Consider the following 24,302-nt stretch of genomic DNA (forward strand, 5'->3'; position numbering starts at 1 on the left):
AATACGAAATAAAAAGTGCTTCAAATGAATCTGTAGTGAGTATAACAAAAAAACTTCTGTTATGCACTACGCCTTCTTTTGAAGCACTTACCCTTGGAATTCAGGAGAATCCCAAAGGACAGGGCTGGGCATCCGGAAAGAACTACGGACAGAAAATCATCAACATCCTGAACGACATATTATCTATTAAGGCATCAAAGAAGGCATTAAAAACAGAAAAGGAGAGTGTTACCATGAACATTATCAAAATGATCAGCAAGAAGAACTGCTATATCGGCCAGAACAAACCTGCTTACATCGTGATCCACGAGACAGACAACTGGAGCAAGGGCGCAGATGCAAAAGCCCATTCTACAGCCATGAAGAATGGCAATCTGGCCGGAACCGTACATTACTATGTAGATTCCAAGTCTGTTTACCAGACACTCGATCACAATGACGGAGCCTGGGCCGTGGGAGACGGAAAAGGAAAATACGGCATCACAAACCGTAACTCTATCAACATCGAGATTTGTGTAAATCCGGAAACAGACTACTATAAAGCGGTAGACAAGGCGGAGCAGCTGGCAGCACAGCTTCTGAAGCAGTATGGATGGGGAACAGATCGCCTGAAACGCCACTATGATGCTTCCAGGAAGAACTGCCCGCGCCGGATCCAGGCAGAAGGACGCTGGCCGGAATTTGTAAAAAAGACTGCAGCATATATGAAGGGAGCAACGACAGTGGAGAATACGACAACAAAGAACACAGTAACATTAACTGACAAGATCGAAGTCCAGTTCCCGGTGATCCAGAAGGGCAGCAAAGGAACTGCTGTATCCATGCTGCAGGCCATGCTCGGAGTAAAGGTGGATGGTGATTTCGGAAACGATACAGATACATCACTGAAAGCATTCCAGAAAAATGTAAAGCTCACAGCAGACGGGATTTGCGGAAAAGACACCTGGACAAAGGTAATTGAACACATGAAAGTCAATACAAAATAACTTTCAATTATGATTATGAAAAATGTCCGGCAGGTACCCACTGCCGGACAGATATTGTATCATCTTTATGTATTTATAACATCCATGCGCTAACGAACTGGCACATTTGGAAATCGTATCCACCATTGTCCATCAGCTGACAAAGGATCTTTCTATGGAAGAAATCGAGAACAGCGGACTTGGGCCGTATTATATTGACCACACGGTGGGAATCTGGCCGCAGGCTGCAGGTGGAGTGCCCTTTAATGCCTGCGAATTCCAGAGTAAGGGTGATCCGATCACGGATCTGTTTGAAGATCTGGCAGCAGAACAGAAGGCACGCTCTACCTACGATAATATCCTCCGGGTGGTGAAAAATATCCCGGAGGTTGCAGATCCCATCCGTTTCCTTCGGGCAAGAGAGGTAGTCCATTTCCAGCGTTTCGGTGAAGCACTGAGATCCGTGCAGGAGCAGCTGGATGCCAAAAATTTCTATGCCTTTAACCCGAGCTTTGATGCTCCGTGCAAAGCCTCCTGTGAAGAGTGATGGATCAGAGAAAAAATCTGTCTGACAGGAATCATATCTGAAATAAAAAGAGCTGCACAGCCGGCAGGGATCCTGCGGCTGTGCAGCTTTGAATTTGTTTTTTGGGAAAAAGATGTTTGTAACCTGCATTTCTTGTTATGCGTCTTTTTTATCGTCTTTATGCAGATTCTTCTGTGCTGTGGAAAGCATAAGCTTGATCCTGTTCAACTGATTTACTTCGCTGGCACCTGGATCGTAGTCGATGGCAACAATGTTGGCTTCCGGATGCTCACGGCGAACTTCCTTGATGACACCTTTTCCTACGATGTGGTTCGGCAGGCATCCAAAAGGCTGGATGCAGACGATGTTCGGGACACCGCCGTGGATGAGTTCCATCATCTCTCCGGTCAGGAACCATCCTTCACCGGTCTGATTTCCGGCAGAAACGATGGGCGCAGCCATTTTTGCAAGATCACGGATATCTGCGGCCGGTGTAAAGTGGCGGCTCTGCTCCAGGGCCTCATTTGCTGTTTTTCTCAGCCAGTCGATGGCTCTGAGGCCAAGATTTGCGATGGTTGCCTTGGATTTCTTGAATCCAAGCTTTTCAACCTTGAAATTCTGGTTGTAGAAGCAGTAGCAGATAAAGTCGATAAGATCCGGAACAACCGGTTCTGCCCCTTCTGCCTCCAGAAGATCTGCCAGGTGGTTGTTGGCAGCAGGCAGGAACTTGACAAGGATCTCACCTACGATACCAACGCGAGGTTTTTTCTCATCGGAGATCGGGATCGTATCAAAATCATGGACCATCTCACGGCACATTTTTTTGAAGGTACCATGGCTGACGCTGTTGCCTGTTACGAAGGCAATGACGCGCTGCTCCCAGATCTTGTGCTTGCGGTTTACGATACCCTTTTCCAGCTCGTAAGGACGCATGCGATATACGCATTTCATCAGGATATCACCGAATACGGCACCGTAAACGATGCGCCTGATCAGCGGCAGTGTCAGCTTAAAGCCAGGGTTGCTCTCCAGTCCGCTTAAGTTGAGGGAGATAACCGGAATCTGCTCCATACCGGCTTTTTTCAGGGCGCGGCGGATGAATGCGATATAGTTGGAGGCACGGCAGCCGCCGCCTGTCTGAGACATGATGACTGCAGTTTTGTTCAGGTCATATTTGCCGGAAAGAAGAGCATCCATGATCTGTCCCACAACCATCAGGGACGGATAGCAGGCATCGTTGTTTACATATTTAAGGCCCACATCAACAGCATGCTTGTTGTCGTTGGGGAGGACTTCCAGGTTATAGCCGGATGCCTTAAAAGCAGCCTCAAAGATTCCGAAGTGGAACGGAGACATCTGCGGGCAGAGAATGGTGTACTCCTTACGCATCTGCTTGGTAAAGGATATCTTCTCGATGGAAGCCGGCTTGATGTTCCTTTTTTTATTCTGTGCCTGTTTTGCACGGATAGCGGCGATCAGGGAACGGATACGGATCCTTGCCGCACCCAGGTTGTTGACCTCATCGATCTTCAGGCAGGTGTAGATCTTGTCACTTCCATCCAGGATCTCATAAACCTCATCGGTGGTAACGGCATCAAGTCCGCATCCGAAGGAATTCAGCTGGATCAGATCCAGATCCTCTCTTGTTTTTACAAAATTTGCGGCAGAGTAGAGACGGGAGTGATACATCCACTGGTCGTTGACACGGATGGGACGCTCCAGATGTCCAAGGTGTGCAACGGAGTCTTCGGTAAATACGGCGATTCCGTAGCTGTTGATCATATCCGGGATACCGTGGTGGATTTCCGGATCAATATGGTATGGACGGCCTGCAAGAACGATTCCGCGGCGGCCGGTTTCTTTCAGGTACTGCAGGGTTTCCTCACCCTTTTTCTGGATATCCATATGTACGGCTGCAAGTTCTTCCCAGGCCTTATGGGCAGCAGCTTTGACCTCGGCAGCAGGAATATCCTGGAATTCTTCCACAAGGCGGTTTGTCAGGATATCCTCGGAAGTAAATGCCAGGAACGGGTTGCGGAAGGTGATGGATGGATCACTGAGCTCGTCCACATTGTTTTTGATATTTTCCGCATAGGAAGTAACGATCGGGCAGTTATAATGGTTGACCGCATCCGGGAACTCGTTGCGTTCGTAAGGGATGCATGGGTAGAAGATAAATTTCACACCGTTACGGATCAGCCATGTGACATGTCCGTGAGCAAGCTTGGCCGGGTAGCATTCGGATTCACTTGGGATGGATTCGATACCCAGCTCGTAGATCTTACGTGTGGAAGTAGGAGAAAGTACCACCTGGTATTTCAGCTCTGTAAAGAAGGTATACCAGAACGGGTAATTTTCAAACATGTTCAGAACACGTGGGATACCAACCTGTCCACGGGTAGCCTTATCTGCGGAAAGTGGTTCATAGGAAAAGAGCCTCTTATATTTGTAATCGAAAAGGTTCGGGATATGATCCTTGTTCTTTTCTTTTCCAAGTCCGCGCTCACAGCGGTTTCCGCTGATGTATTTACGGCCGCCGGAGAATTTGTTGATGGTCAGACGACAGTTGTTGGTACATCCGCGGCAGTTTGCCATGGAGGTGGTGTACTGGAGGCTGTTGATCTGATCGATGGAAAGCATGGAAGTTTTTTCACCCTCCTGATAGCGCTCCCTTGCGATCAGAGCAGCACCGAAGGCACCCATGATCCCGGCGATATCCGGGCGGATGGCCTGGCAGTTGGCAATCTTCTCAAAGCTGCGGAGAACTGCGTCATTATAGAAGGTACCACCCTGTACAACGATATGCTTGCCAAGCTCGGAAGCATCGGAAACCTTGATGACCTTGTAGAGGGCGTTTTTGATAACGGAGTAGGCAAGACCAGCGGAGATATCGGAAACCTCAGCGCCTTCCTTCTGGGCCTGCTTAACTTTGGAATTCATAAATACAGTACAGCGTGTTCCAAGATCAATGGGATGTTTTGCAAAAAGAGCTGCTTTTGCAAAGTCCTGTACTGTGTAGTTCAGAGATTTTGCAAAGGTTTCGATAAAGGAACCGCAGCCTGAGGAACATGCTTCGTTGAGCTGTACACTGTCAACAGTCTGGTTACGGATCTTGATACATTTCATATCCTGACCGCCGATATCCAGGATGCAGTCTACTTCAGGATCAAAGAAAGCAGCTGCGTAATAATGGGAAACGGTTTCGACTTCACCTTCGTCAAGAAGAAGTGCCGCTTTGATCAGGGCTTCGCCGTAACCGGTGGAGCAGGAAAAAGCAATTTCTGCATCTTCCGGAAGAAGGCTGTAAATCTCCTTGATGGAATTGATGGTGGTTTTCAGCGGGTTTCCGTTGTTACTGCTGTAGAAGGAATAAAGAAGAGTTCCGTCTTCGCTTACCAGCGCGGTTTTTGTTGTGGTAGAGCCGGCGTCGATCCCCAGGAAGCATTTTCCCTTATAGGTGGAAAGATCTCCGGTTTTTACCCTGTAGGCACTCTGACGGTCATGGAAAGCCTGGTAGTCGTCCTCTGTGGCAAAAAGCGGCTCCATACGTTCTACCTCAAAATCCAGCTTGATGGTAGTCCGCATGCGTTCCTTCAGTTCAGTCAGGGAAACGGTAACATCCTGCTTTGCATTCAGGGCGGAGCCGATGGCTGCGAACAGATGAGAGTTGTCCGGTGCGATAATATGTTCATCATCCAGCTTCAGGGTTCGGATAAAAGCAGTCTTCAGCTCAGAAAGGAAGTGAAGAGGCCCGCCAAGGAAGGCAACGTGTCCGCGGATCGGTTTACCGCAGGCAAGACCGGAAATGGTCTGGTTGACAACTGCCTGGAAAATGGAGGCAGAAAGGTCTTCCTTAGTTGCTCCGTCGTTGATCAGTGGCTGGATATCTGTTTTTGCGAAAACACCGCAGCGTGCCGCAATGGGATAAAGTGCCTTGTAATGTTTGGCGTATTCATTAAGACCTGGTGCATCGGTCTGGAGCAGAGATGCCATCTGGTCAATGAAGGAACCGGTACCGCCGGCACAGATGCCATTCATACGCTGCTCTACATTTCCGTTTTCGAAATAGATGATCTTGGCATCCTCGCCTCCAAGCTCGATAGCAACATCCGTCTTTGGTGCCAGCTTCTGCAGGGAAGTGGATACGGCGATAACCTCCTGTACAAAAGGTACTTCCAGATGATTGGCAAGTGTCAGTCCGCCGGAACCTGTAATGACCGGACAGAGTGTCAGTTCACCAAGCTGATCCTCAGCTTTCTGAAGAAGATCTGCAAGGGTTTCCTGGATATTTGCAAAATGTCTCTCATAGTCGGAGAAGACAAGCGTATCGTTTTCGTCTAAGATCGCAATCTTAACAGTGGTGGAACCAATGTCAATTCCAAGTGTGTGTTTCTTCATAAAAAATTGATTTCCTCCTCGTTGTATCTATACAGGGGTTGCCCGACTCTGACATTTCTGTCAGATGGGAGTTGTTTCTTCTTATTATAAAGGATTTTTAAGCGAATATTCTATATTATACGATATCGTTTAAAAAATGGCAATGTAAAAGTTTAACAATCAGTAGCCGTAAAGAAAAAAATGTGTTATGATATTGACTAAAAGTTTTGAAAGATATTTGCATCGGCAGCTGGTTATGGCTGTATCTGCGACGCAGATGCCGGGCAGAGACAACTTTAAAATGTTTTTAGAAGGGAAATGAAATGGCAGAATATAAACTGATCACAACAGAAGGAAGAGCGAAAAGGGGCGAGTTTAAGACGGTCCACGGAACGATCCAGACTCCTGTTTTTATGAATGTAGGAACAATTGCAGCAATTAAAGGTGCAGTTTCCACTGTGGATCTTCATGAGATCGGTACACAGGTAGAGCTGTCCAATACCTATCATCTTCATGTGCGCCCTGGCGACAAGGTGGTAAAGCAGCTGGGAGGTCTTCATGAATTTATGAACTGGGACAGACCAATCCTTACCGATTCCGGCGGATTCCAGGTGTTTTCGCTGGCGAAGCTTCGTAAGATCAAGGAAGAGGGCGTGTATTTTAACTCTCATATCGATGGTCATAAGATTTTTATGGGACCGGAGCAGAGCATGCAGATCCAGTCAAATCTGGCCTCTACCATTGCAATGGCCTTTGATGAGTGCCCAAGCAGTGTGGCAGACAGGGATTATGTACAGAAATCGGTAGCGCGTACAACACGCTGGCTTAAAAGATGCAAGGATGAGATGGCTCGTCTGAACAGTCTGCCGGATACCATTAACAAGAACCAGCTTCTTTTTGGCATTAACCAGGGGGCTGTTTATGAAGATATCCGTATTGAGCATGCTCAGGCTATCGCGGAGATGGATCTGGACGGCTATGCAGTGGGCGGCCTTGCAGTTGGTGAAAGTCATGAGGAGATGTACCGGATCCTGGATGAGGTGGTTCCGCATTTGCCGCAGAACAAGCCGACGTATCTTATGGGGGTTGGTACCCCGGCCAATATCCTGGAGGGGGTTGAGCGTGGTATTGACTTTTTTGACTGTGTATATCCCAGCCGTAACGGCCGTCATGGTCACGTGTATACCAACCATGGCAAGATGAATCTTTTTAATGCAAAGTATGAGCTGGATTCCAAACCGATCGATGAGGAGTGCCAGTGCCCGACCTGCCGTCATTACAGCAGAGCGTATATCCGTCATCTTCTGAAGGCGAAGGAGATGCTTGGCATGAGGCTTTGTGTTCTGCATAATCTGTATTTCTATAATCATATGATGGAAGAGATCAGGGATGCGCTGGATGCAGGGAATTTTGCGGCTTATAAGAAGATGCGTCTGGAAGGCTTTGAGGAAGGCAGGATCAACGGGAACCGGTAAGTTTTATTTATAAAATTTGTGTAAATTACTTTGATTTTATAAGAAAACTCTTGAAGGTTTTTTGGTTTTTGTGTATGATAGTACGAAGTGACACTTTTAGAGGTCAGTAACGGCGGGGGTACCGCAGATTATTTGTTTTTAGCAGGAGGAATTTGAAATGATTGCATCATCTACAGCGGCAGCTGGCGGACTTAGCGCGGGTCTTGGTATTGTCTGGATCGTAGTTCTGTTTGGAATTATGTATTTTATGATGATCCGTCCGCAGAAGAAGGAGCAGAAGAGAACTCAGACTATGTTGAACAGCATGGAGGTTGGTGACAGTGTTGTTACTACCAGTGGTTTTTATGGTGTTGTTATTGATATGACTGAGGAAGATGTTATTGTTGAGTTTGGTAATAATAAGAATTGCCGTATTCCTATGAGGAAGCAGGCGATTGCTGAGGTTGAGAAGGCTGATCAGGCTTCTGCTTGATGCTTTTTTCGCAATAACTTGAATATGAGAGAGGCACTGCGTTTTTTTGTGACGTGGTGTCTTTTTTGTTTGGATGGGGGATGAAGGGATGAAGGGACGAACGGATGAACGGACGCCGGGGAAGGGGATGCTGGCTGGTCTGCGGCTTCGTCGGGGGCTGGCTTCTAGGACGCCGGAAATCTGCTAAAAGCGTTTTTAAAAAGTCCGAACTCGCGGCCTGCTGCCGCTCAGACAGCGGACTTTTGAAAAACAACGCAGATTCCCGCCGTCCAAGAATCAGCTCCCCTCCTGCAGAAGCAGAGCCATCCAGCATCCCCTTCCCCGGCTGGTGCTTCCGGTGAGAAATAGTGTCGTTTGACGGTTGGGTGTGGGTCGTCAGCGCTGCGCTGGACGACTGCAATGGCTGAGTTTGTGTTTGGTTGGGGGGACGGCTGAGGCGCTGCGCTGTCAGCCTGGATTGCGGATGTGCTGGGATTGCGGATGTGCTGGGATTGCGGATGTGCTGGGAGTGTGGATGTGATGGGAATATGACAATTGTAATATTGTATAGAAATAAGTGGATTTTTGGTAAAATTCGTGTAATAATGATGTTACTATCAGAAATGAGAGTGACGATGGCTTTGGAATATCGTAAAATTGTAAATAAGAATGAATTTTCAGAAAGGGGTTGGATTTATGGGTCTCATCAGAGCGGCTGTGGGTGCAGCGGGTGGTACGTTGGCGGATCAGTGGAAGGAGTTTTTTTACTGTGAGGCTATGGATAAAGAAGTGATGGTTGTGAAGGGGACGAAGAGGTCTTCTTCCAGGTCTTCCAATAAGCATGGGAGTGATAATATCATTTCCAGCGGCAGCGGGATCGCTGTGGCGGATGGTCAGTGTATGATGATTGTGGAGCAGGGAAAGGTTGTTGAGGTTTGTGCGGATCCGGGAGAGTATACGTATGATGCTTCTACGGAGCCGAGTATTTTTTCAGGTAGTCTGGGTGACGGAATCAGGAAGACCTTTGATACGATCGGGAAGAGGTTTGCTTTTGGCGGTGATACGGGTAAGGATCAGAGGGTGTATTATTTTAATACCAAGGAGCTTGTGGATAACAAGTTTGGTACTGCTAATCCGATCCCGTTCCGGGTTGTGGATTCCAGGATCGGGCTGGATGTGGATGTGGCTGTGAGGTGTCATGGTGTTTATTCCTACAGGATCGCGGATCCCCTTCTTTTTTATACGAATGTGTGTGGAAATGTGGAGCGGGAGTATACCAGAGAGGAGCTGGACGGACAGCTGAAGGCGGAGTTTATCAGTGCGCTGCAGCCTGCTTTCGGAAGGCTTTCGGAGCTGGAGTTGCGTCCGAATCAGATCGTGACTCATAATACGGAGCTGGAGAATGCCATGAATGAGGTGCTTTCTGCCAAGTGGGAGGGGCTTCGTGGGCTTAAGGTGGTCAGTGTGGCACTTGGTTCTGTGACATTGCCGGATGAGGATGCCGAGATGATCAAGCAGGCTCAGCGTACGGCTATGATGCGTGATCCTGCTATGGCTGCGGCTACTCTGACCGGGGCCCAGGCGGATGCTATGAAGGCTGCGGCTTCTAATTCAGCAGGGGCTATGACTGGTTTTATGGGCATGGGTATGGCTGCTAATGCAGGTGGTCTTAATGCTCAGCAGTTGTTTGAGATGGGCCAGAAGCAGCAGGCGCAGCAGCAGAGTGTACAGCAGCAGGCAGCGCAGCCGGTTTCGCCGGCAGGGAACGGAGCAGGGGCTGCGGCTGCGGCTGGTTCCTGGACCTGCAGCTGTGGTGCGGTTTCTTCGGGGAAATTCTGTCCGGAGTGTGGTGCATCGCGTCCGGTGGAGGACAGCTGGACCTGTTCCTGCGGTACGGTGAATAAAGGCAAGTTCTGTATGAACTGCGGAGCGAAGAAACCGGAGAAGAAGATGCAGTATCGCTGCAGCAGGTGCGGATGGAAACCGGCAGATCCGGAGAATCCACCGAAATTCTGCCCGGAGTGCGGTGATCCGTTCGGACCGGAGGATGCAGTATAGATCAGAAAGAGAGATGGTCAGGAGCAAAATGCAGGGTAACTCCTGTCGGTTGTTGGATACAGAATGATGAAGTGAGGTGAATATATGGCGAAGATGCAGGAGTTTAAGTGTCCGTGCTGTGGTGGCTCCATAGAGTTTGACAGTTCTGTGCAGAAGATGAAGTGTCCGTTTTGTGATACGGAGTTTGATGTCGGGACGTTATCGGAATATGCCCAGACTGTGGAGGAAGAGCAGCCTGAGGATATGAGCTGGTCGGATGAGGCCGGCAGTGAGTGGCAGGACGGGGAGAGTGAGGGGCTGCGTACCTATGTGTGCAAGTCCTGTGGCGGTGAGATTGTGGGAGATGCCAATACGGCAGCAACGGCCTGCCCGTTTTGCGGAAGTCCGGTGGTAATGACCGGGCAGCTGTCCGGTGCACTGAAGCCGGATTATGTGATCCCGTTTAAGTTGGACAAGAAAGCGGCAAAGGAGAGGCTGAAAAAGCATCTTACCGGTAAGAGACTTTTGCCGAAAGCATTTAAGTCAGAGAATCATATCAGCGAGGTTAAGGGCATCTACGTTCCGTTTTGGCTGTATGACACAGACGCAGACGCAGATATCCGTTACCGTGCAACAAAGACCCGGTTCTGGAGCGATAGTGATTATGATTATACGGAGACCAGCTATTATGCAGTACACAGAAGTGGTTCTCTTGGTTTTGATCATGTACCGGTGGATGGCTCTGCCAGCATGGAAAATGATCTGATGGAGTCTATAGAGCCTTTTGATTTCAAAGAAGCGGTGGATTTTCAGACTGCGTATCTGGCTGGATATTTTGCAGATAAATATGATGTGACAGCGAGCGAGTGTGAGGAACGTGCCAATGAGCGTATCCGCCGCAGCACAGAGGCTGCATTCCGGGATACGGTGAGAGGATACGCCAGTGTGGTACCGGAGAATACCAGTATCCGGCTTCATAACGGGACAACGAAATATGCGTTATATCCCGTATGGATCCTGCAGACGAAGTGGAAGGGGGATAATTACATATTTGCCATGAATGGTCAGACAGGGAAATTTGTGGGAAATCTGCCTACAGACAAGAACGCTTTTGCACGATGGTTCCTGGGAACAACGGGGGTCGTGGGTGTGATCACTTATATTATCCTGTATCTGATCTGGGCTTTGTAGGGAGGTGGATGCCATGAAAAAAAGAATATCTGTATTTTTGATATCGATCCTTTTGTGTCTGGCATGTGCTTTTCCGGTATGGGCAGGCACCGTAAGCCGTCTGGATGACCAGGCGGGACTTCTGGATGCAGAGCAGCAGGAGAGCCTGAGCAGTACTCTGGATGAGATCAGTGAGCGGGATCAGGTAGATGTTGTGGTCGTTACCGTTAACAGTCTTGAGGGAAAAACAGCCCAGGCGTATGCGGAGGATTATTTTATTGACCATGGATATGGGCAGGGGGAAAATGGTGACGGTATTTTATTCCTGTTGGATATGGGAGACCGTAACTGGGCCATTGCAACACACGGATATGCGATAGAAGTGTTTACGGATGCCGGACAGTCCTACATCATGGATCAGGTGAAGCCTTATTTAAGTGACGGTGATTATAACGAAGCGTTTCATAAGTTTGCCACGGAATGCGATGATTTTATCACGCAGGCAGATGAGGCAGAGCCATACGATGTGGAAAACCTTCCGGATGAGCCTTTTGCGGTTGGGATAAACCTGCTGATCGCTCTTGCTGTGGGGCTTGTGGCAGGATTACTGGTGACCGGAAATATGAGAAGAAAGCTGAAAACTGTGCGAAAACAGGATCGGGCGGCTTCTTATGTGCGGCAGGGCAGTATGAATGTGACCAGAAGTAATGATTTTTACCTCTACAGTACGGTATCAAAATCCGCAAAACCGAAAAATGAGGACAATAACGGTGGTTCCAGCACCCATACATCATCTTCCGGTGATACCTTCGGTGGTTCCAGCGGGAAATTCTGAGAAGATCATCAGGAAAAACAGAATATGATAAAAAAAGAAAGACTGCTGTACCGGAATGGTAGGGCAGTTTTTCTTTTTTCTGTGTGCGAAAGTATGTCTCTGTGGCGGCAGAAACAGGGAATTGCCGTTTATTTTTTGCATTCCGGAAATAACTTTATCTATTTAATAGGTTGAAATCCGTCGAAAAGTGCGTTATGATAATAACAATTATCCACACCAGTGCGTTAAAATTTTACAGCACAGGGGAAATCGGAGGAGTGAATAAAATGGAGTACAAGATTGCCCTGATTCCGGGAGACGGAATCGGTCCGGAGATTGTTGCCGAGGCCAAAAAAGTTTTAGACAGAGTATGTGAGAAATACAGTCATAAATTTTCATACACAGAGGTTCTTTTAGGAGGGGCATCCATTGATGCTCACGGAGTACCTCTTACAGAGGAAGCCATTGCCCAGGCAAAAGCTTCTGATGCAGTACTGATGGGTTCCATTGGCGGTGATGCCAAGACATCCCCGTGGTACAAGCTGGAGCCGTCCAAACGCCCGGAGGCAGGTCTTCTTGCGATCCGTAAGGCGCTGAACCTGTTTGCAAACCTTCGTCCGGCTTATCTTTACAATGAGCTTCGTGATGCATGCCCGCTCCGTGATGAGATCATCGGAGATGGTTTTGACATGATCATTGTAAGAGAGCTTACAGGAGGTCTTTACTTCGGAGCAAGAAAGACTACTGAGGAGAACGGAGTCCGCACAGCAGTAGATACTCTTTCTTATAATGAGAATGAGATCCGCCGTATTGCCATTAAGGCATTTGAGATCGCACGTAAGAGAAGAAATAAGGTTACAAGTGTAGATAAAGCCAATGTTCTTGATTCTTCCAGACTCTGGAGAAGTGTAGTAGAGGATGTGGCAAAGGGCTATCCGGATGTAACACTGGAGCATATGCTGGTTGATAACTGTGCAATGCAGCTGGTACGTGATCCGAAGCAGTTTGATGTTATCCTTACAGAAAACATGTTCGGAGATATCCTCTCTGATGAGGCAAGTATGGTGACCGGTTCCATTGGAATGCTTTCCTCCGCAAGCTTAAATGAGACAAAGCTTGGTCTCTATGAGCCGAGCCACGGTTCAGCACCGGATATCGCAGGACAGAACAAGGCAAACCCGATCGCAACCATTCTTTCCGCAGCCATGATGCTGAGATATTCTCTGGATCTTGATAAAGAAGCAGATGCTGTGGAAACAGCAGTACAGAAGGTTCTTACAGAGGGTTACAGAACAGGAGATATCATGTCTGACGGATGCAAGCTTGTCGGAACCAAAGAGATGGGCGATCTGATTGCAGATGCCATCGCATAAATAAAGACGAACAAAACGAAACAGAACAAAAAAGAATCGATATCAGGTAAAAGAAGACGATAAACAGATATCGGATCCTATCGTAAAGAATAAAAAGGAGAGACCTTAAAAATGAAAAGTGATACCGTAAGAAAAGGCACACAGCAGGCACCACATCGTTCCCTGTTCAATGCCCTTGGAATGACAAAGGAAGAAATGGACAAACCACTGGTAGGAATCGTAAGTTCTTATAACGAGATCGTACCGGGACATATGAACCTTGACAAAATTGTAAATGCTGTAAAGCTCGGTGTTGCAATGGCTGGCGGCACACCGGTTGTATTTCCGGCGATCGCAGTATGTGACGGAATCGCAATGGGACACGTTGGAATGAAATATTCCCTTGTAACACGTGACCTGATCGCAGATTCCACAGAGGCCATGGCACTGGCTCATCAGTTCGATGCTCTGGTCATGGTTCCCAACTGTGACAAAAACGTACCTGGCCTTCTGATGGCAGCGGCAAGGATCAACGTTCCTACTGTATTCGTAAGCGGCGGTCCGATGCTTGCCGGCCATGTAAAAGGACACAAAACCAGTCTTTCCAGTATGTTTGAGGCAGTAGGATCCTATGCAGCAGGAACCATCACAGCAGATGATCTGGAAGAATTCGAAAACAAAACCTGCCCGACCTGCGGATCATGTTCCGGTATGTACACTGCGAACAGCATGAACTGCCTGACAGAGGTTCTCGGTATGGGACTGAAAGGAAACGGTACCATCCCGGCAGTATACTCTGAACGTATCCGTCTTGCAAAGCATGCAGGAATGCAGGTAATGGAAATGTACAAAAGGAACATCCGCCCAAGAGACATTATGACAAAAGAGGCAGTTTTAAATGCACTTACAGTAGATATGGCACTTGGATGCTCCACAAACAGTATGCTTCATCTTCCGGCTATCGCACATGAGATCGGAATGGATTTTGATATCAGCTTTGCAAATGAGATCAGTGAGAAGACCCCGAACCTTTGCCACCTTGCACCGGCAGGCCCGACCTACATGGAAGATCTTAATGAGGCCGGTGGTGTCTATGCGGTCATGAATGAGCTGAACAAGCTGGGACTTCTCCATACAGAGTGTATGACAGTAACCGGAAAAACAGTAGGTGAGAATATCAAAAACTGTGTAAACCTGAATCCGGATGTTATCCGCCCTATCGACAATCCGTATACAAAGACAGGCGGACTTGCCGTACTGAAAGGAAACCTTGCACCGGATGGTGGTGTTGTAAAACGTTCTGCAGTTGTACCGGAGATGCTGGTACATGAAGGTCCTGCACGTGTATTTGACAGCGAGGATGACGCAATTGTTGCCATCAAGAGCGGTAAGATCGTAGAGGGAGATGTTGTGGTCATCCGCTATGAGGGACCAAAGGGTGGTCCTGGAATGAGAGAGATGCTGAATCCTACATCTGCTATTGTGGGAATGGGACTTGGTTCTTCCGTAGCCCTGATCACCGACGGACGTTTCAGCGGTGCATCCAGAGGAGCCGCTATCGGACACGTATCACCGGAGGCAGCAGTAGGCGGCCCGATCGCGCTGGTTGAGGAAGGCGATATCATCAGCATCAATATTCCGGAGCTGAAACTGGAGATCAAGGTTTCAGATGAAGAGATGCAGGCTAGAAGAGAAAAATGGCAGCCAAGAGAGCCGAAGGTGACAACCGGATATCTGGCAAGATACGCTTCCATGGTAACATCCGGAAACCGTGGTGCGATCCTGGAAGTACCGAAAGCAAAATAAGGAGGAACGAAAGATATGCAGCTTACAGGTGCAGAGATCATCGTAGAATGTCTGAAGGAACAGGGCGTTGATACCGTATTTGGATATCCGGGCGGCGCGATCCTGAATGTTTACGATGCCTTATATGAATACAAAGATGAGATCACACATGTACTGACCTCCCACGAGCAGGGTGCATCCCATGCTGCTGACGGTTATGCAAGAGCGACCGGAAAGGTGGGTGTCTGCCTGGCAACCTCCGGTCCAGGAGCAACTAACCTGGTAACAGGGATCGCGACTGCATACATGGATTCCGTACCGATGGTAGCCATTACTGCAAACGTAGGAAGACCACTCCTGGGAAGAGATTCTTTCCAGGAGGTTGATATCGCAGGTATCGTAATGCCTGTAACAAAATACAGTTTCATCGTAAAGAATATCGAAGATCTTGCAGATACGTTAAGAAGAGCATTTTATATTGCAAAAAGCGGAAGACCCGGCCCGGTGCTTGTGGATGTCCCGAAGGATATCACAGGAATGAAATATGAATATGAGCCATGCCATCCGGCTACGGTTAACCGTGAGATCAAAAGTATCCGTAAAGAAGATATTGATCAGGCACTGGAAATGATCAGAGAGGCAGAGAAACCGTTTATTTTTGTTGGCGGCGGATGTGTGATCTCCGGTGCTGACCAGGAAGTACGTGAGCTGGCTCGCAGAATCCAGGCTCCTGTCTGCGATACTCTGATGGGCAAGGGTACCTTCCCGGGAGAAGATCCTCTCTATACAGGTATGGTAGGTATGCACGGAACCAAGACTTCCGATCTTGGCGTAACAGAGTGCGATCTTCTTATTGTTCTCGGTGCACGCTTCAGTGACCGTGTAACAGGAAATACCAAAACTTTTGCACATAATGCAAAAATCCTTCAGATCGATGTGGATGCTGCGGAGATCAATAAAAATATCAAAGTGGATGCCAGTGTGATCGGTGATGTGAAGGAAGTGCTGAAACGCCTTCTGGAGGAAATTCCGAAGAAAGAACATCCGGAGTGGATCGCACATATCCAGGAATTGAAATCAAAATATCCGCTGAATTATGATCACACACAGCTTACAGGTCCGTATATTATAGAGAAGCTTTATGAGTTGACCAACGGTGATGCGATCATCTCCACAGATGTTGGACAGCATCAGATGTGGGCGGCGCAGTATTATAAATACAAAGAGCCGAGAACTCTTCTTACTTCCGGCGGCCTTGGAACCATGGGCTACGGCCTTGGCGCTGCAATTGGCGCGAAGATGGGCAGACCGGAAAAAACAGTTGTAAATATAGCAGGTGACGGATGCTTCCGTATGAATATGAATGAGCTGGCAACAGCTGCACGCTGTGGCAGACAGCTGATCCAGATTGTTATGAACAATCATGTACTGGGCATGGTGCGTCAGTGGCAGACGCTTTTCTATGGAAAGAGATACTCTTCCACAGTACTGGATGATGCCGTTGATTTTGTGAAATTATCAGAGGCGCTGGGTGCAAAAGCCATTCGTGTGACAAAGATGGAGGATGTGGAGCCTGCACTTAAGATGGCACTGGCAGCAGAGGGACCTGTCGTTCTGGATTGCTGGATCGATCAGGATCTGAGTGTGTTCCCGATGGTACCGGCTGGTGCGAACCTTGATGATGTATTTGACGAGGAGGATATGAAGAAACATGAGTAGAGTGTATAATTTTTCTGCCGGACCGGCAGTGCTTCCAGAGGAAGTACTCAAAGAAGTAGCGGATGAGATGATGGATTATAACGGCACAGGAATGTCTGTTATGGAAATGAGCCACAGAAGTGCAGCTTTTCAGGAGATCATTGATACTGCAGAGAAAGATCTTCGCGAGCTTATGAACATTCCGGATAACTACAAGGTACTTTTCCTTCAGGGAGGAGCATCCCAGCAGTTTGCCATGATCCCGATGAACCTCATGAAAAACAAGGTCGCAGATTATATCGTAACAGGACAGTGGGCAAAAAAAGCTTATCAGGAAGCTCAGAAATACGGAAAAGCAAACAAGATCGCATCTTCTGAAGATAAAACCTTCAGCTATATCCCGGACTGCAGTGATCTGCCGATCAGCCCGGATGCAGACTACGTATACATCTGTGAGAACAACACCATTTACGGCACAAAATTCAAAAAACTTCCAAACACAAAAGGTAAGACTCTGGTAGCAGATGTATCCTCCTGCTTCCTGTCTGAGCCGGTGGATGTAAGCAAATATGGTATTATCTATGGCGGTGTTCAGAAGAACATCGGACCGGCAGGCATGGTTATCGTGATCATCCGTGAGGACCTGATCACAGAGGATGTTCTTCCGGGAACCCCAACCATGCTTACTTATAAGACACATGCAGACGCAGGCTCTCTTTACAATACGCCGAATGCTTACTGCATCTATGTATGCGGAAAAGTATTTAAATGGCTGAAGAAGATGGGCGGTCTGGAAGTGATGAAACAGCGCAATGAGGAAAAAGCAAAAATCCTTTATGATTACCTGGATTCCAGCAAGCTGTTCAAAGGAACTGTAGTTCCGGAAGACAGATCTCTTATGAATGTACCGTTCGTAACCGGTGACAAGGAAATGGATGCCAAGTTTGTTAAAGAGGCAACTGAAGCAGGACTTGTAAACCTGAAAGGACACCGTACTGTTGGCGGAATGCGTGCCAGCATCTATAATGCCATGCCAAAGGCCGGCGTAGAGGCACTGGTTGCATTCATGAAAAAATTCGAGGAGGAGAATGCATAATGTTCCAGTATCATTGCCTGAATCCTATCGCTGAAAAAGGTCTGAAACTTTTTGGCGATAATTATAAAAAAACAGAGACCGCTGACCAGTGTGATGCAATCCTTGTAAGAAGTGCAAAAATGCACGACATGGAGCTGCCGAAGAGCGTTTGCGCAGTTGCACGTGCAGGTGCAGGCGTCAATAATATTCCGGTTAAGGAGTATGCAGAGAAGGGCGTTGTTGTATTCAACACACCTGGAGCCAACGCAAACGGCGTAAAAGAGCTGGTACTTGCAGGTATGCTCCTTGCATCCAGAGATATCGTAGGAGGTATCGAGTGGGTTGCACAGGAGAAAGATAAAGAGCACATCGGCAAGCTTGCCGAGAAGCAGAAAAAACAGTTCGCAGGATGCGAGATCAGCGGCAAAAAGCTTGGTATCATCGGTCTTGGAGCCATCGGAGCCATGGTGGCAAACGCAGCATGCGGTCTTGGCATGGAAGTATATGGCTATGACCCATATCTTTCTATTGATGCGGCATGGAACCTGTCCAGAACCATCAAGCACAGCAAGAGCCTGGATGAGATCTACAGCCAGTGCGATTATATCACCATTCATGTGCCGCTTCTTGACAGCACTAAGAAGATGATCAACAAAGAAGCTTTCGATAAGATGAAGGACGGCGTAGTTCTTCTGAATTTTGCAAGAGATCTTCTTGTTGATGAGGATGCGCTGATCGAGGCTGTTGAGAGTGGCAAGGTTAAGAAGTATGTAACTGACTTTGCAAATGAGACAGTTGCAGGACGCGAGGGTATTCTGGTAACTCCGCATCTTGGTGCGTCTACAGAGGAATCTGAAGAAAACTGTGCAGAGATGGCTGTAAAGGAGATCCGCGATTACCTTGAGAATGGTAATATTAAGAATTCTGTGAATTATCCGAACTGTGATATGGGTACCTGTGTGGCTGTTGGAAGAATCTCTCTTGCGCACAGCAACACACCGAATATGATCAGTCAGGTTACCAAGATCCTTGGATCCGAGGGATTGAATATTGCGGATATGACGAATAAGAGTAAAGGGGAGTTTGCTTATACTCTTATTGATCTTGAGAGTGCGGCGTCTGCTAAGGCGTTAGATGAACTCAAGGAGATTGAGGGAATGTACAGGGTGCGTGTTGTTAAGTAAAGTAACAAGAGGTTAGAAATACTTTTTTTTAAATACTGTGTGGCGTTTGCTTTTTTGGCGAAGGGCATGCAGTATTTTTTTGAGGAAAAAGGAAAACCGCAAAGGGGCCGCAAAGCCGCGGCCCCTCTGCACACCCCTCGGGCTTTTTTTTAGGAGTGCTTGGTTGTGGAGGACGGGAGTTTTGTTGACTTGTGTCTGTATGCGACGGTGCTGGGAACGAAAGGTTGAGCCGATGGAGGAGAACGGCCTGAAGGGGTTGTTGAGAGTGAAAAAGTCTTGAGGCCGTTATAGGTATGTGACGGTATTGGAGGTGGAAGGTTGAGCCGAGAGTGAGGGTGGGAGGGCGTTGGTAGGTCTCGATGTGCGGGGCACATCTGCGGATTTTTTGGAATAATATAGAAGTGAATTTGAGTGGTAAATATATCAAATGCAGATATATTAAATGATCAAATGCAAATATATCAAATGTAAATATATCAAATGCAGATATATCAAATTCAAATATATCAAATAATCAAATGTAAATATATCAAATACAAATATAATGTGCAAATATAATATGCGTAATGATATTGGTTGTAAATTTTTATACGATAAGATATTAATAAAAATATATGATATAACAGGAAAAATATGAAGAACACACAACAATTGGCGGATAGGCGCGAAGCGTCGTTTCCGCGGTACGTGCCCGGAAAGAGGGGGTGCAGGGGGAGAAAAACGGGCTTCGTAACTTTGAGTGCTTTCTCCCCCTGCGGTGTTTTCTCAGCTTTTCAAAGCCAATAAACAAAAAAATAATTCAATAAAAGAAAAACATACACTACTTGCGGGATGCAATGAAGTCAAGAACTTCATCTCTTTCAGGCATTACGCGGAGTGCTCCCTTCTTTGTTGTGATGAGAGAAGCTGCTGCATTTGCAAAAGTAAGCAGCTCTGCAAGGTTTTCGTCAGTGAGATCCTCAAGACCGTGTTCCAGCACATAATTCAGGGTGCTTGCACAGAAGGTGTCTCCTGCACCGGTGGTTTCAATGGTTTTTTCCTGAAGGAAAGGAGCAGCTTCGACCTTCCGTCCGCGATAATAAGCGCGGCTTCCGTCTTTTCCCATTGTGATCAGCACAAGCGGGATATGATATTTTTCTTCGATAAGGGCAGCACCCTTATCATAATCTGTTGTGTCAAAAAGAAATTCCACTTCATTATCAGAAATCTTCAGCACATCACAGCGTTCCATGCCGTATTCGATCTCTTTGCGGGCATCGTTCAGATCCTTCCAGAGTGGAGGGCGTAAGTTCGGGTCAAAGGTGATGATGCATCCGGCTTCTTTTGCCACGTCAAGAGCATAGCGGGTTGCTTCACGGACACCCTCATGTGTGGAAGAAAGCGTGCCGAAATGGAAGATCCTGGAATTGCGGATCAGATCGGCATCTACATCATCCTTTGTCAGCATCATATCTGCACCTGGATTACGGTAGAAAGAAAAATCACGGTCTCCGTCCGGGTAAGTATGTACAAAAGCAAGGGTAGTGTGAATTTCATCGTCCATGGCAAGATTTCTGGTATCAATGCCGCATTCTTCTACGGCAGCCTTCAGCTGCTTGCCGAACATGTCGTTTCCGACCTTTCCGATAAATGCAGTTTTTTTGCCAAGACGGTTCAGCATGGCAAGAACGTTACAGGGAGCTCCGCCCGGGTTTGCTTCGAAAGTAGGGTTTCCCTGGGAACTGTCACCGTTTTCTGTGAAGTCGATCAGAAGCTCGCCGAGAGCTGTTACATCATACTGTCTGTTTTCCATTGATGATTCCTCCTGATAAGTTATTTGTTTCATATTCTGCTTCATATTATAATCGTTACACATGATTTTGGGAAGGACCAAATCGAATTATTTTCTGTTCTGTTACCGGTTACTTGTGGTATTTTTTGCGAAGATTAGAATTGTTATCTTTATTTTTCTGTAAAATGGTGGTAAACTTAGTCTATAAAACAACAAATATGATGGAGGAGACGATTATGGCTGATAAAGCGTATGAATATATGGATTGGCCCCGGATCGAGGCAATCGTTTATGGGGAGGAGGCATCACCTCGTGATGTGATGCAGCCAAGGGTAACAGAGGATGGCGTTCTGATTCAGGGATTTTTTCCGGGAGCGGATGCTGCAGAGGTTGTTGTAGGGGAAAAGAGTTATCCGATGATCCTGGAAGATGAGGCTGGTTATTATGCTGTAATGCTTCCACTGAAAAGGATTCCGGAATATCGTTTCCGTGTGATAAGAGGAAGCAGGAAAGAGACTTTTTACGATGCGTATGAATGTCCATGCCAGATCACGGAAGAGGAGGAACGAGCTTTTTGTGCTGGTGTCTATTACAAGGCATACGAGAAGCTGGGAGCGCATCCGGGGACCTGTGGCGAGGTAGAAGGAACATATTTTGCTGTCTGGGCACCCAATGCAATCCGTGTCAGTGTGGTAGGTGATTTTGACAGGTGGGATGGAAGGCGTCTTCCGATGCATCGGATGCCAATGTCCGGAATTTTTGAGATTTTTGTTCCAGGTGTACAGGCAGGGGCCTCTTACCAGTATGAGATCAAGATCAAAGGCGGCAATGTACAGCGGAAGTCTGATCCTTACGGAAATGGAACCCAGGGAGCGCCGTCTGTGATTTCTGTTGTAACAGAGCTGGGGGATTTTTTATGGCAGGATGAAGCGTGGATGAAGGAACGTGAAAGGTTTGCCAGCCGTGAAGTTCCGGTTTCTATTTATGAAACGGATGTAACAGAGTGGAAAAACAGTGGTGAACTGGTGGAGTTTCTGAAGGAAACCGGTTATACGCATGTAGAATTTCATCCGGTGATGGAGTATCTTGACCGAAGTTCAGGAGGATATTCTACGTCTGCGTATTATGCTGTGACTACCCGTTTTGGGACTGCGGCAGATTTCCGGACACTGGTGGAGGATCTTCATCAGGCAGGGATTGGCGTGATACTGGACTGGACACCGGCTCAGTTTCCGCGGTTTGATGCAGGGCTTGAGAAATTTGACGGAACTCCTCTTTATGAAGTACAGGATCCGGCTATGGCCGTTCATCCGATGTGGGGCACCATGCTTTATAATTACGGAAGTCCTATGGTCAAAGATTTTCTTATTTCCAATGCGTTTTTCTGGCTGGATGAATTTCATGTGGACGGACTTCGGATGGATGATGTAGATGCGATGCTGTATCTGGATTTTGGAAGAGAGGCGGGACAGTGGACGGCTAATCTTTATAGTTCCAATGAGAATCTTCAGGCACTGGAGTTTCTGAAGCATCTGAATTCTATTGTGAAGAAGCAGTATCCGGGGATTCTTCTGATCGCACAGGAGGATGGTTTATGGCCGCAGCTTACAGACAGTGTGGAGAATGATCATCTGGGGTTTGACTATAAATGGAGTGGTGGCTGGACAAAGGATCTTCTTTTTTACCTGGAAGCAGAGCCTTTGGACAGACGAAATTATTATGATCAGCTGACGCTTTCCATGATGTATGCATATAGTGAGCATTATGTACTGACTCTGGGGAAGAGAGATGTGGGTACGTTAAAAGAGTTTCTGGAGAAGCTTCCGGGATCTTCAAGGCAGAAGGATGCTCAGCTGCGTGCTGCGTATGGCTATCTGATGCTTCATCCGGGTGTGAAGATGACTGCGCCGGATGGGGATGTGGGGCTGGAAATGAGGGCGTATCTGCATGATCTGAATGAACTTTACAGGAATCATCCGGCGTTGTATGCAATGGATGGTAATTCGGATGGGTTTGAGTGGATCCAGTTTACCAGCTATGATGAGAATGTGGTTGCGTTTCTTCGTAAGACGGAAAAGCCGGAAGAAACGATTCTTGCGGTGTGTAATTTTTCACCGGTATCTTATGACAGTTACCGGGTTGGTGTGCCTTTTGCGGGGAAATATAAGGAAATTTTCAACAGTGACAGTGAAAAGTTTGGCGGACAGGGTGTGGTGAACGCACGGGCGAAAGCGGCTGTTCATATGGAGTGTGATAACAGGGAGTTTTCTTTGAAGCTGAAGCTTCCGGCTTATGGTGTGGCGGTATTTGGGTGTACACCGGAGAAGGGGGATGTGAAGAAAAGCTCTGTGAAGAAAGGAAATGTGAAAAAGACTGCGGGGAAAAGCAGGAGAAAGCGTATGGATAAGGCGAAAATGAATGTGGTTGAAAAATCTGTGGCTGTAAAGGATGCGGTAAAGGTTGTGAAACGGGTGGCTTCTCGCAGGAAGGGGGCTTCCGGGGATGAGTGATGGTTTGTGAATTAAATGGGAATATGGTTTGGGGTGATTTGGGTGGTGAGGATTTGAGTGGATTGTAGGAAAAAGTGCTTGCATTTTTTGTAAAATACGGTATAATATCAGTTGTGTTTAGCACAAGCTGGAATAGCTCAGTCGGTAGAGCACTTCACTCGTAATGAAGGGGTCGTGAGTTCGAGTCTCATTTCCAGCTTATATATGACTGATGGGAGTCCGGTGTCTTTGGAATATGAAGATGCCGGGCTTTTTTTGGGTGTGTATGGATGTGGTCGAGGGACGCCAGAGGAAGGTGGTATCGCTCCGGGGATGGATGCAAGCGGGGATGGTTTTGAGGTTTTGAGAGGTGGATGTGGTTGAGGGACGCCAGAGGAAGGTGGCATCGCTCCGGGCAGGGACTCCGTCGGGGGATACTACTAGGGCTCCGTGAGACGGCTAAAAGCATTGCGGCAGGGCCAGAACTCGCCTCCGGCTCAGACAGCAGACCCTGCCGCAATAACGCCGTCTCCCGCAGCCCAAGTAGTAATCACTCCTCCTCCGCAGCAGCCCGGCCCGATGCCACCTTCCTCTGGCTGACGCTTCCAGCCGACAGGAAAAAAGCCAGAGCATGGGGCAGAAGCAAACATCAAAGAAACATCAAAGAATCCAGAATACAGGAACCAGATCGGCACAGCGTACCATCATAAATATCGAAGAATCCAGAACCAGATCGGCACAGCATACAACCATAAGTACCGAAGAATCCCAGAACCAGATCGCAGATCGGCACAGCGAACCACCATAAGTACCGAAGAATCCCAGAACCAGATCGCAGATCGGCACAGCATACCACCATAAGTACCGAAGAATCCCAGAACCAGATTGCAGATCGGCATAGCGTATCGCCATAAGTACCGAAGAATACAGAAACCAGATCGGCACAAAGTTCCATTCTGAGTACCGCATCATACAGACAAAAGTCAACAACGCAGCACACACAACAACGCAGAACTCCTTCCGTGCCCAAGAGGGTGGGGGTGCAGGGGAGACTGTCCGAAAACTCGGATAATCTAATCTGATGAGAAAAAGATTGATATGCTCTTGTGAGCGTTCAATATAAATTAAAATTG

At 47.6% G+C, this 24,302-nt stretch carries 16 protein-coding genes, 1 tRNA gene and 1 pseudogene; 15 read left to right on the forward strand and 3 right to left on the reverse strand.

What is annotated here, in order from left to right; genetic code table 11:
* Together ACTNDQ_RS13440 and ACTNDQ_RS13445 are read left to right on the forward strand one after the other, a co-directional pair.
* Positions 1-986 (forward strand): peptidoglycan recognition protein family protein (locus ACTNDQ_RS13440; RefSeq protein ID WP_441064842.1); only part of this gene is annotated, 986 nt, incomplete at its 5' end.
* A 94-nt stretch (positions 987-1,080) separates the two neighbouring features.
* Positions 1,081-1,512 (forward strand): annotated as a pseudogene (locus ACTNDQ_RS13445) (manganese catalase family protein); the annotation flags it as partial.
* 135 nt (positions 1,513-1,647) lie between these two features.
* On the opposite strand, the gene ACTNDQ_RS13450 reads toward ACTNDQ_RS13445, so the two are convergent.
* Positions 1,648-5,889, reverse strand: a complete 4,242-nt coding sequence (locus ACTNDQ_RS13450; RefSeq protein ID WP_288788522.1) for an acyl-CoA dehydratase activase-related protein — start codon at positions 5,887-5,889, stop codon at positions 1,648-1,650.
* Between the two features lie 302 nt (positions 5,890-6,191).
* Between ACTNDQ_RS13450 and tgt the strand changes: the two genes are divergently transcribed.
* The 10 genes from tgt (at position 6,192) to ACTNDQ_RS13500 (ending at position 18,909) form a co-directional block, all read left to right on the forward strand.
* Complete coding sequence (gene tgt / locus ACTNDQ_RS13455; RefSeq protein ID WP_015527155.1) at positions 6,192-7,343, forward strand: tRNA guanosine(34) transglycosylase Tgt; 1,152 nt, start codon at positions 6,192-6,194, stop codon at positions 7,341-7,343.
* A 157-nt stretch (positions 7,344-7,500) separates the two neighbouring features.
* Positions 7,501-7,815 (forward strand): preprotein translocase subunit YajC, encoded by a 315-nt coding sequence (gene yajC / locus ACTNDQ_RS13460; RefSeq protein WP_015527154.1) that lies wholly within the window; start codon positions 7,501-7,503, stop codon positions 7,813-7,815.
* A gap of 675 nt (positions 7,816-8,490) precedes the next feature.
* A complete protein-coding gene (locus ACTNDQ_RS13465) occupies positions 8,491-9,852 on the forward strand; it encodes an SPFH domain-containing protein (protein WP_278796205.1) in 1,362 nt (453 codons plus the stop codon).
* A gap of 84 nt (positions 9,853-9,936) precedes the next feature.
* Positions 9,937-11,022: a hypothetical protein gene (locus ACTNDQ_RS13470; protein ID WP_022426084.1), complete on the forward strand. Its 1,086-nt coding sequence runs from the start codon at positions 9,937-9,939 to the stop codon at positions 11,020-11,022.
* Between the two features lie 13 nt (positions 11,023-11,035).
* Complete coding sequence (locus tag ACTNDQ_RS13475; RefSeq protein WP_021651410.1) at positions 11,036-11,836, forward strand: TPM domain-containing protein; 801 nt, start codon at positions 11,036-11,038, stop codon at positions 11,834-11,836.
* A 266-nt stretch (positions 11,837-12,102) separates the two neighbouring features.
* Positions 12,103-13,188, forward strand: coding sequence for a 3-isopropylmalate dehydrogenase (leuB, locus tag ACTNDQ_RS13480; protein WP_441064843.1), 1,086 nt, complete (start codon positions 12,103-12,105; stop codon positions 13,186-13,188).
* A 111-nt stretch (positions 13,189-13,299) separates the two neighbouring features.
* Entirely contained in the window at positions 13,300-14,973 is a 1,674-nt protein-coding gene (gene ilvD / locus ACTNDQ_RS13485) for a dihydroxy-acid dehydratase (protein WP_278603641.1), read from the forward strand.
* Between the two features lie 15 nt (positions 14,974-14,988).
* A complete protein-coding gene (gene ilvB / locus ACTNDQ_RS13490; RefSeq protein WP_015527148.1) occupies positions 14,989-16,671 on the forward strand; it encodes a biosynthetic-type acetolactate synthase large subunit in 1,683 nt (560 codons plus the stop codon).
* Positions 16,664-17,746 (forward strand): 3-phosphoserine/phosphohydroxythreonine transaminase, encoded by a 1,083-nt coding sequence (serC, locus tag ACTNDQ_RS13495; RefSeq protein ID WP_015527147.1) that lies wholly within the window; start codon positions 16,664-16,666, stop codon positions 17,744-17,746. Before ilvB ends, serC begins: the two co-directional genes overlap by 8 nt.
* Positions 17,746-18,909, forward strand: coding sequence for a phosphoglycerate dehydrogenase (locus ACTNDQ_RS13500; protein WP_021651414.1), 1,164 nt, complete (start codon positions 17,746-17,748; stop codon positions 18,907-18,909). Before serC ends, ACTNDQ_RS13500 begins: the two co-directional genes overlap by 1 nt.
* An 820-nt stretch (positions 18,910-19,729) precedes the next feature.
* Here ACTNDQ_RS13500 and ACTNDQ_RS13505 read toward each other — a convergent pair.
* Positions 19,730-20,701, reverse strand: coding sequence for a carbohydrate kinase family protein (locus ACTNDQ_RS13505; protein ID WP_441064844.1), 972 nt, complete (start codon positions 20,699-20,701; stop codon positions 19,730-19,732).
* 215 nt (positions 20,702-20,916) lie between these two features.
* Here ACTNDQ_RS13505 and glgB point away from each other — a divergent pair, with 215 nt between their 5' ends.
* The 3 genes from glgB to ACTNDQ_RS13520 all read left to right on the forward strand — a co-directional run bounded on the left by glgB (position 20,917) and on the right by ACTNDQ_RS13520 (position 23,553).
* Complete coding sequence (gene glgB, locus ACTNDQ_RS13510; RefSeq protein ID WP_441064845.1) at positions 20,917-23,190, forward strand: 1,4-alpha-glucan branching enzyme; 2,274 nt, start codon at positions 20,917-20,919, stop codon at positions 23,188-23,190.
* 126 nt (positions 23,191-23,316) lie between these two features.
* Positions 23,317-23,389: transfer RNA gene (locus tag ACTNDQ_RS13515), tRNA-Thr, on the forward strand.
* Positions 23,390-23,418: 29 nt separating this feature from the next.
* The gene (locus ACTNDQ_RS13520) at positions 23,419-23,553 is read left to right on the forward strand and encodes a hypothetical protein (RefSeq protein ID WP_278796199.1); all 135 of its coding nucleotides are present in this window, start codon (positions 23,419-23,421) and stop codon (positions 23,551-23,553) included.
* Positions 23,554-23,829: 276 nt separating this feature from the next.
* On the opposite strand, the gene ACTNDQ_RS13525 is transcribed toward ACTNDQ_RS13520, so the two are convergent.
* Entirely contained in the window at positions 23,830-24,015 is a 186-nt protein-coding gene (locus ACTNDQ_RS13525) for a hypothetical protein (RefSeq protein WP_441064846.1), read from the reverse strand.
* Positions 24,016-24,302 lie beyond the last annotated feature (287 nt).

The organism is Blautia massiliensis (ex Liu et al. 2021), assembly GCF_052064225.1.
Classification (GTDB): Bacteria; Bacillota; Clostridia; order Lachnospirales; family Lachnospiraceae; genus Blautia_A; species Blautia_A fusiformis.

Excerpts from the sequence above, each read along its gene's own strand:
- ACTNDQ_RS13450 (WP_288788522.1), bottom strand. The coding sequence starts at position 5,889 with ATGAAGAAACACACACTTGGAATTGACATTGGTTCCACCACTGTTAAG.
- tgt (WP_015527155.1), top strand. The coding sequence starts at position 6,192 with ATGGCAGAATATAAACTGATCACAACAGAAGGAAGAGCGAAAAGGGGC.
- yajC (WP_015527154.1), top strand. The coding sequence starts at position 7,501 with ATGATTGCATCATCTACAGCGGCAGCTGGCGGACTTAGCGCGGGTCTT.
- ACTNDQ_RS13465 (WP_278796205.1), top strand. The coding sequence starts at position 8,491 with ATGGGTCTCATCAGAGCGGCTGTGGGTGCAGCGGGTGGTACGTTGGCG.
- ACTNDQ_RS13470 (WP_022426084.1), top strand. The coding sequence starts at position 9,937 with ATGGCGAAGATGCAGGAGTTTAAGTGTCCGTGCTGTGGTGGCTCCATA.
- ACTNDQ_RS13475 (WP_021651410.1), top strand. The coding sequence starts at position 11,036 with ATGAAAAAAAGAATATCTGTATTTTTGATATCGATCCTTTTGTGTCTG.
- leuB (WP_441064843.1), top strand. The coding sequence starts at position 12,103 with ATGGAGTACAAGATTGCCCTGATTCCGGGAGACGGAATCGGTCCGGAG.
- ilvD (WP_278603641.1), top strand. The coding sequence starts at position 13,300 with ATGAAAAGTGATACCGTAAGAAAAGGCACACAGCAGGCACCACATCGT.
- ilvB (WP_015527148.1), top strand. The coding sequence starts at position 14,989 with ATGCAGCTTACAGGTGCAGAGATCATCGTAGAATGTCTGAAGGAACAG.
- serC (WP_015527147.1), top strand. The coding sequence starts at position 16,664 with ATGAGTAGAGTGTATAATTTTTCTGCCGGACCGGCAGTGCTTCCAGAG.
- ACTNDQ_RS13500 (WP_021651414.1), top strand. The coding sequence starts at position 17,746 with ATGTTCCAGTATCATTGCCTGAATCCTATCGCTGAAAAAGGTCTGAAA.
- ACTNDQ_RS13505 (WP_441064844.1), bottom strand. The coding sequence starts at position 20,701 with ATGGAAAACAGACAGTATGATGTAACAGCTCTCGGCGAGCTTCTGATC.
- glgB (WP_441064845.1), top strand. The coding sequence starts at position 20,917 with ATGGCTGATAAAGCGTATGAATATATGGATTGGCCCCGGATCGAGGCA.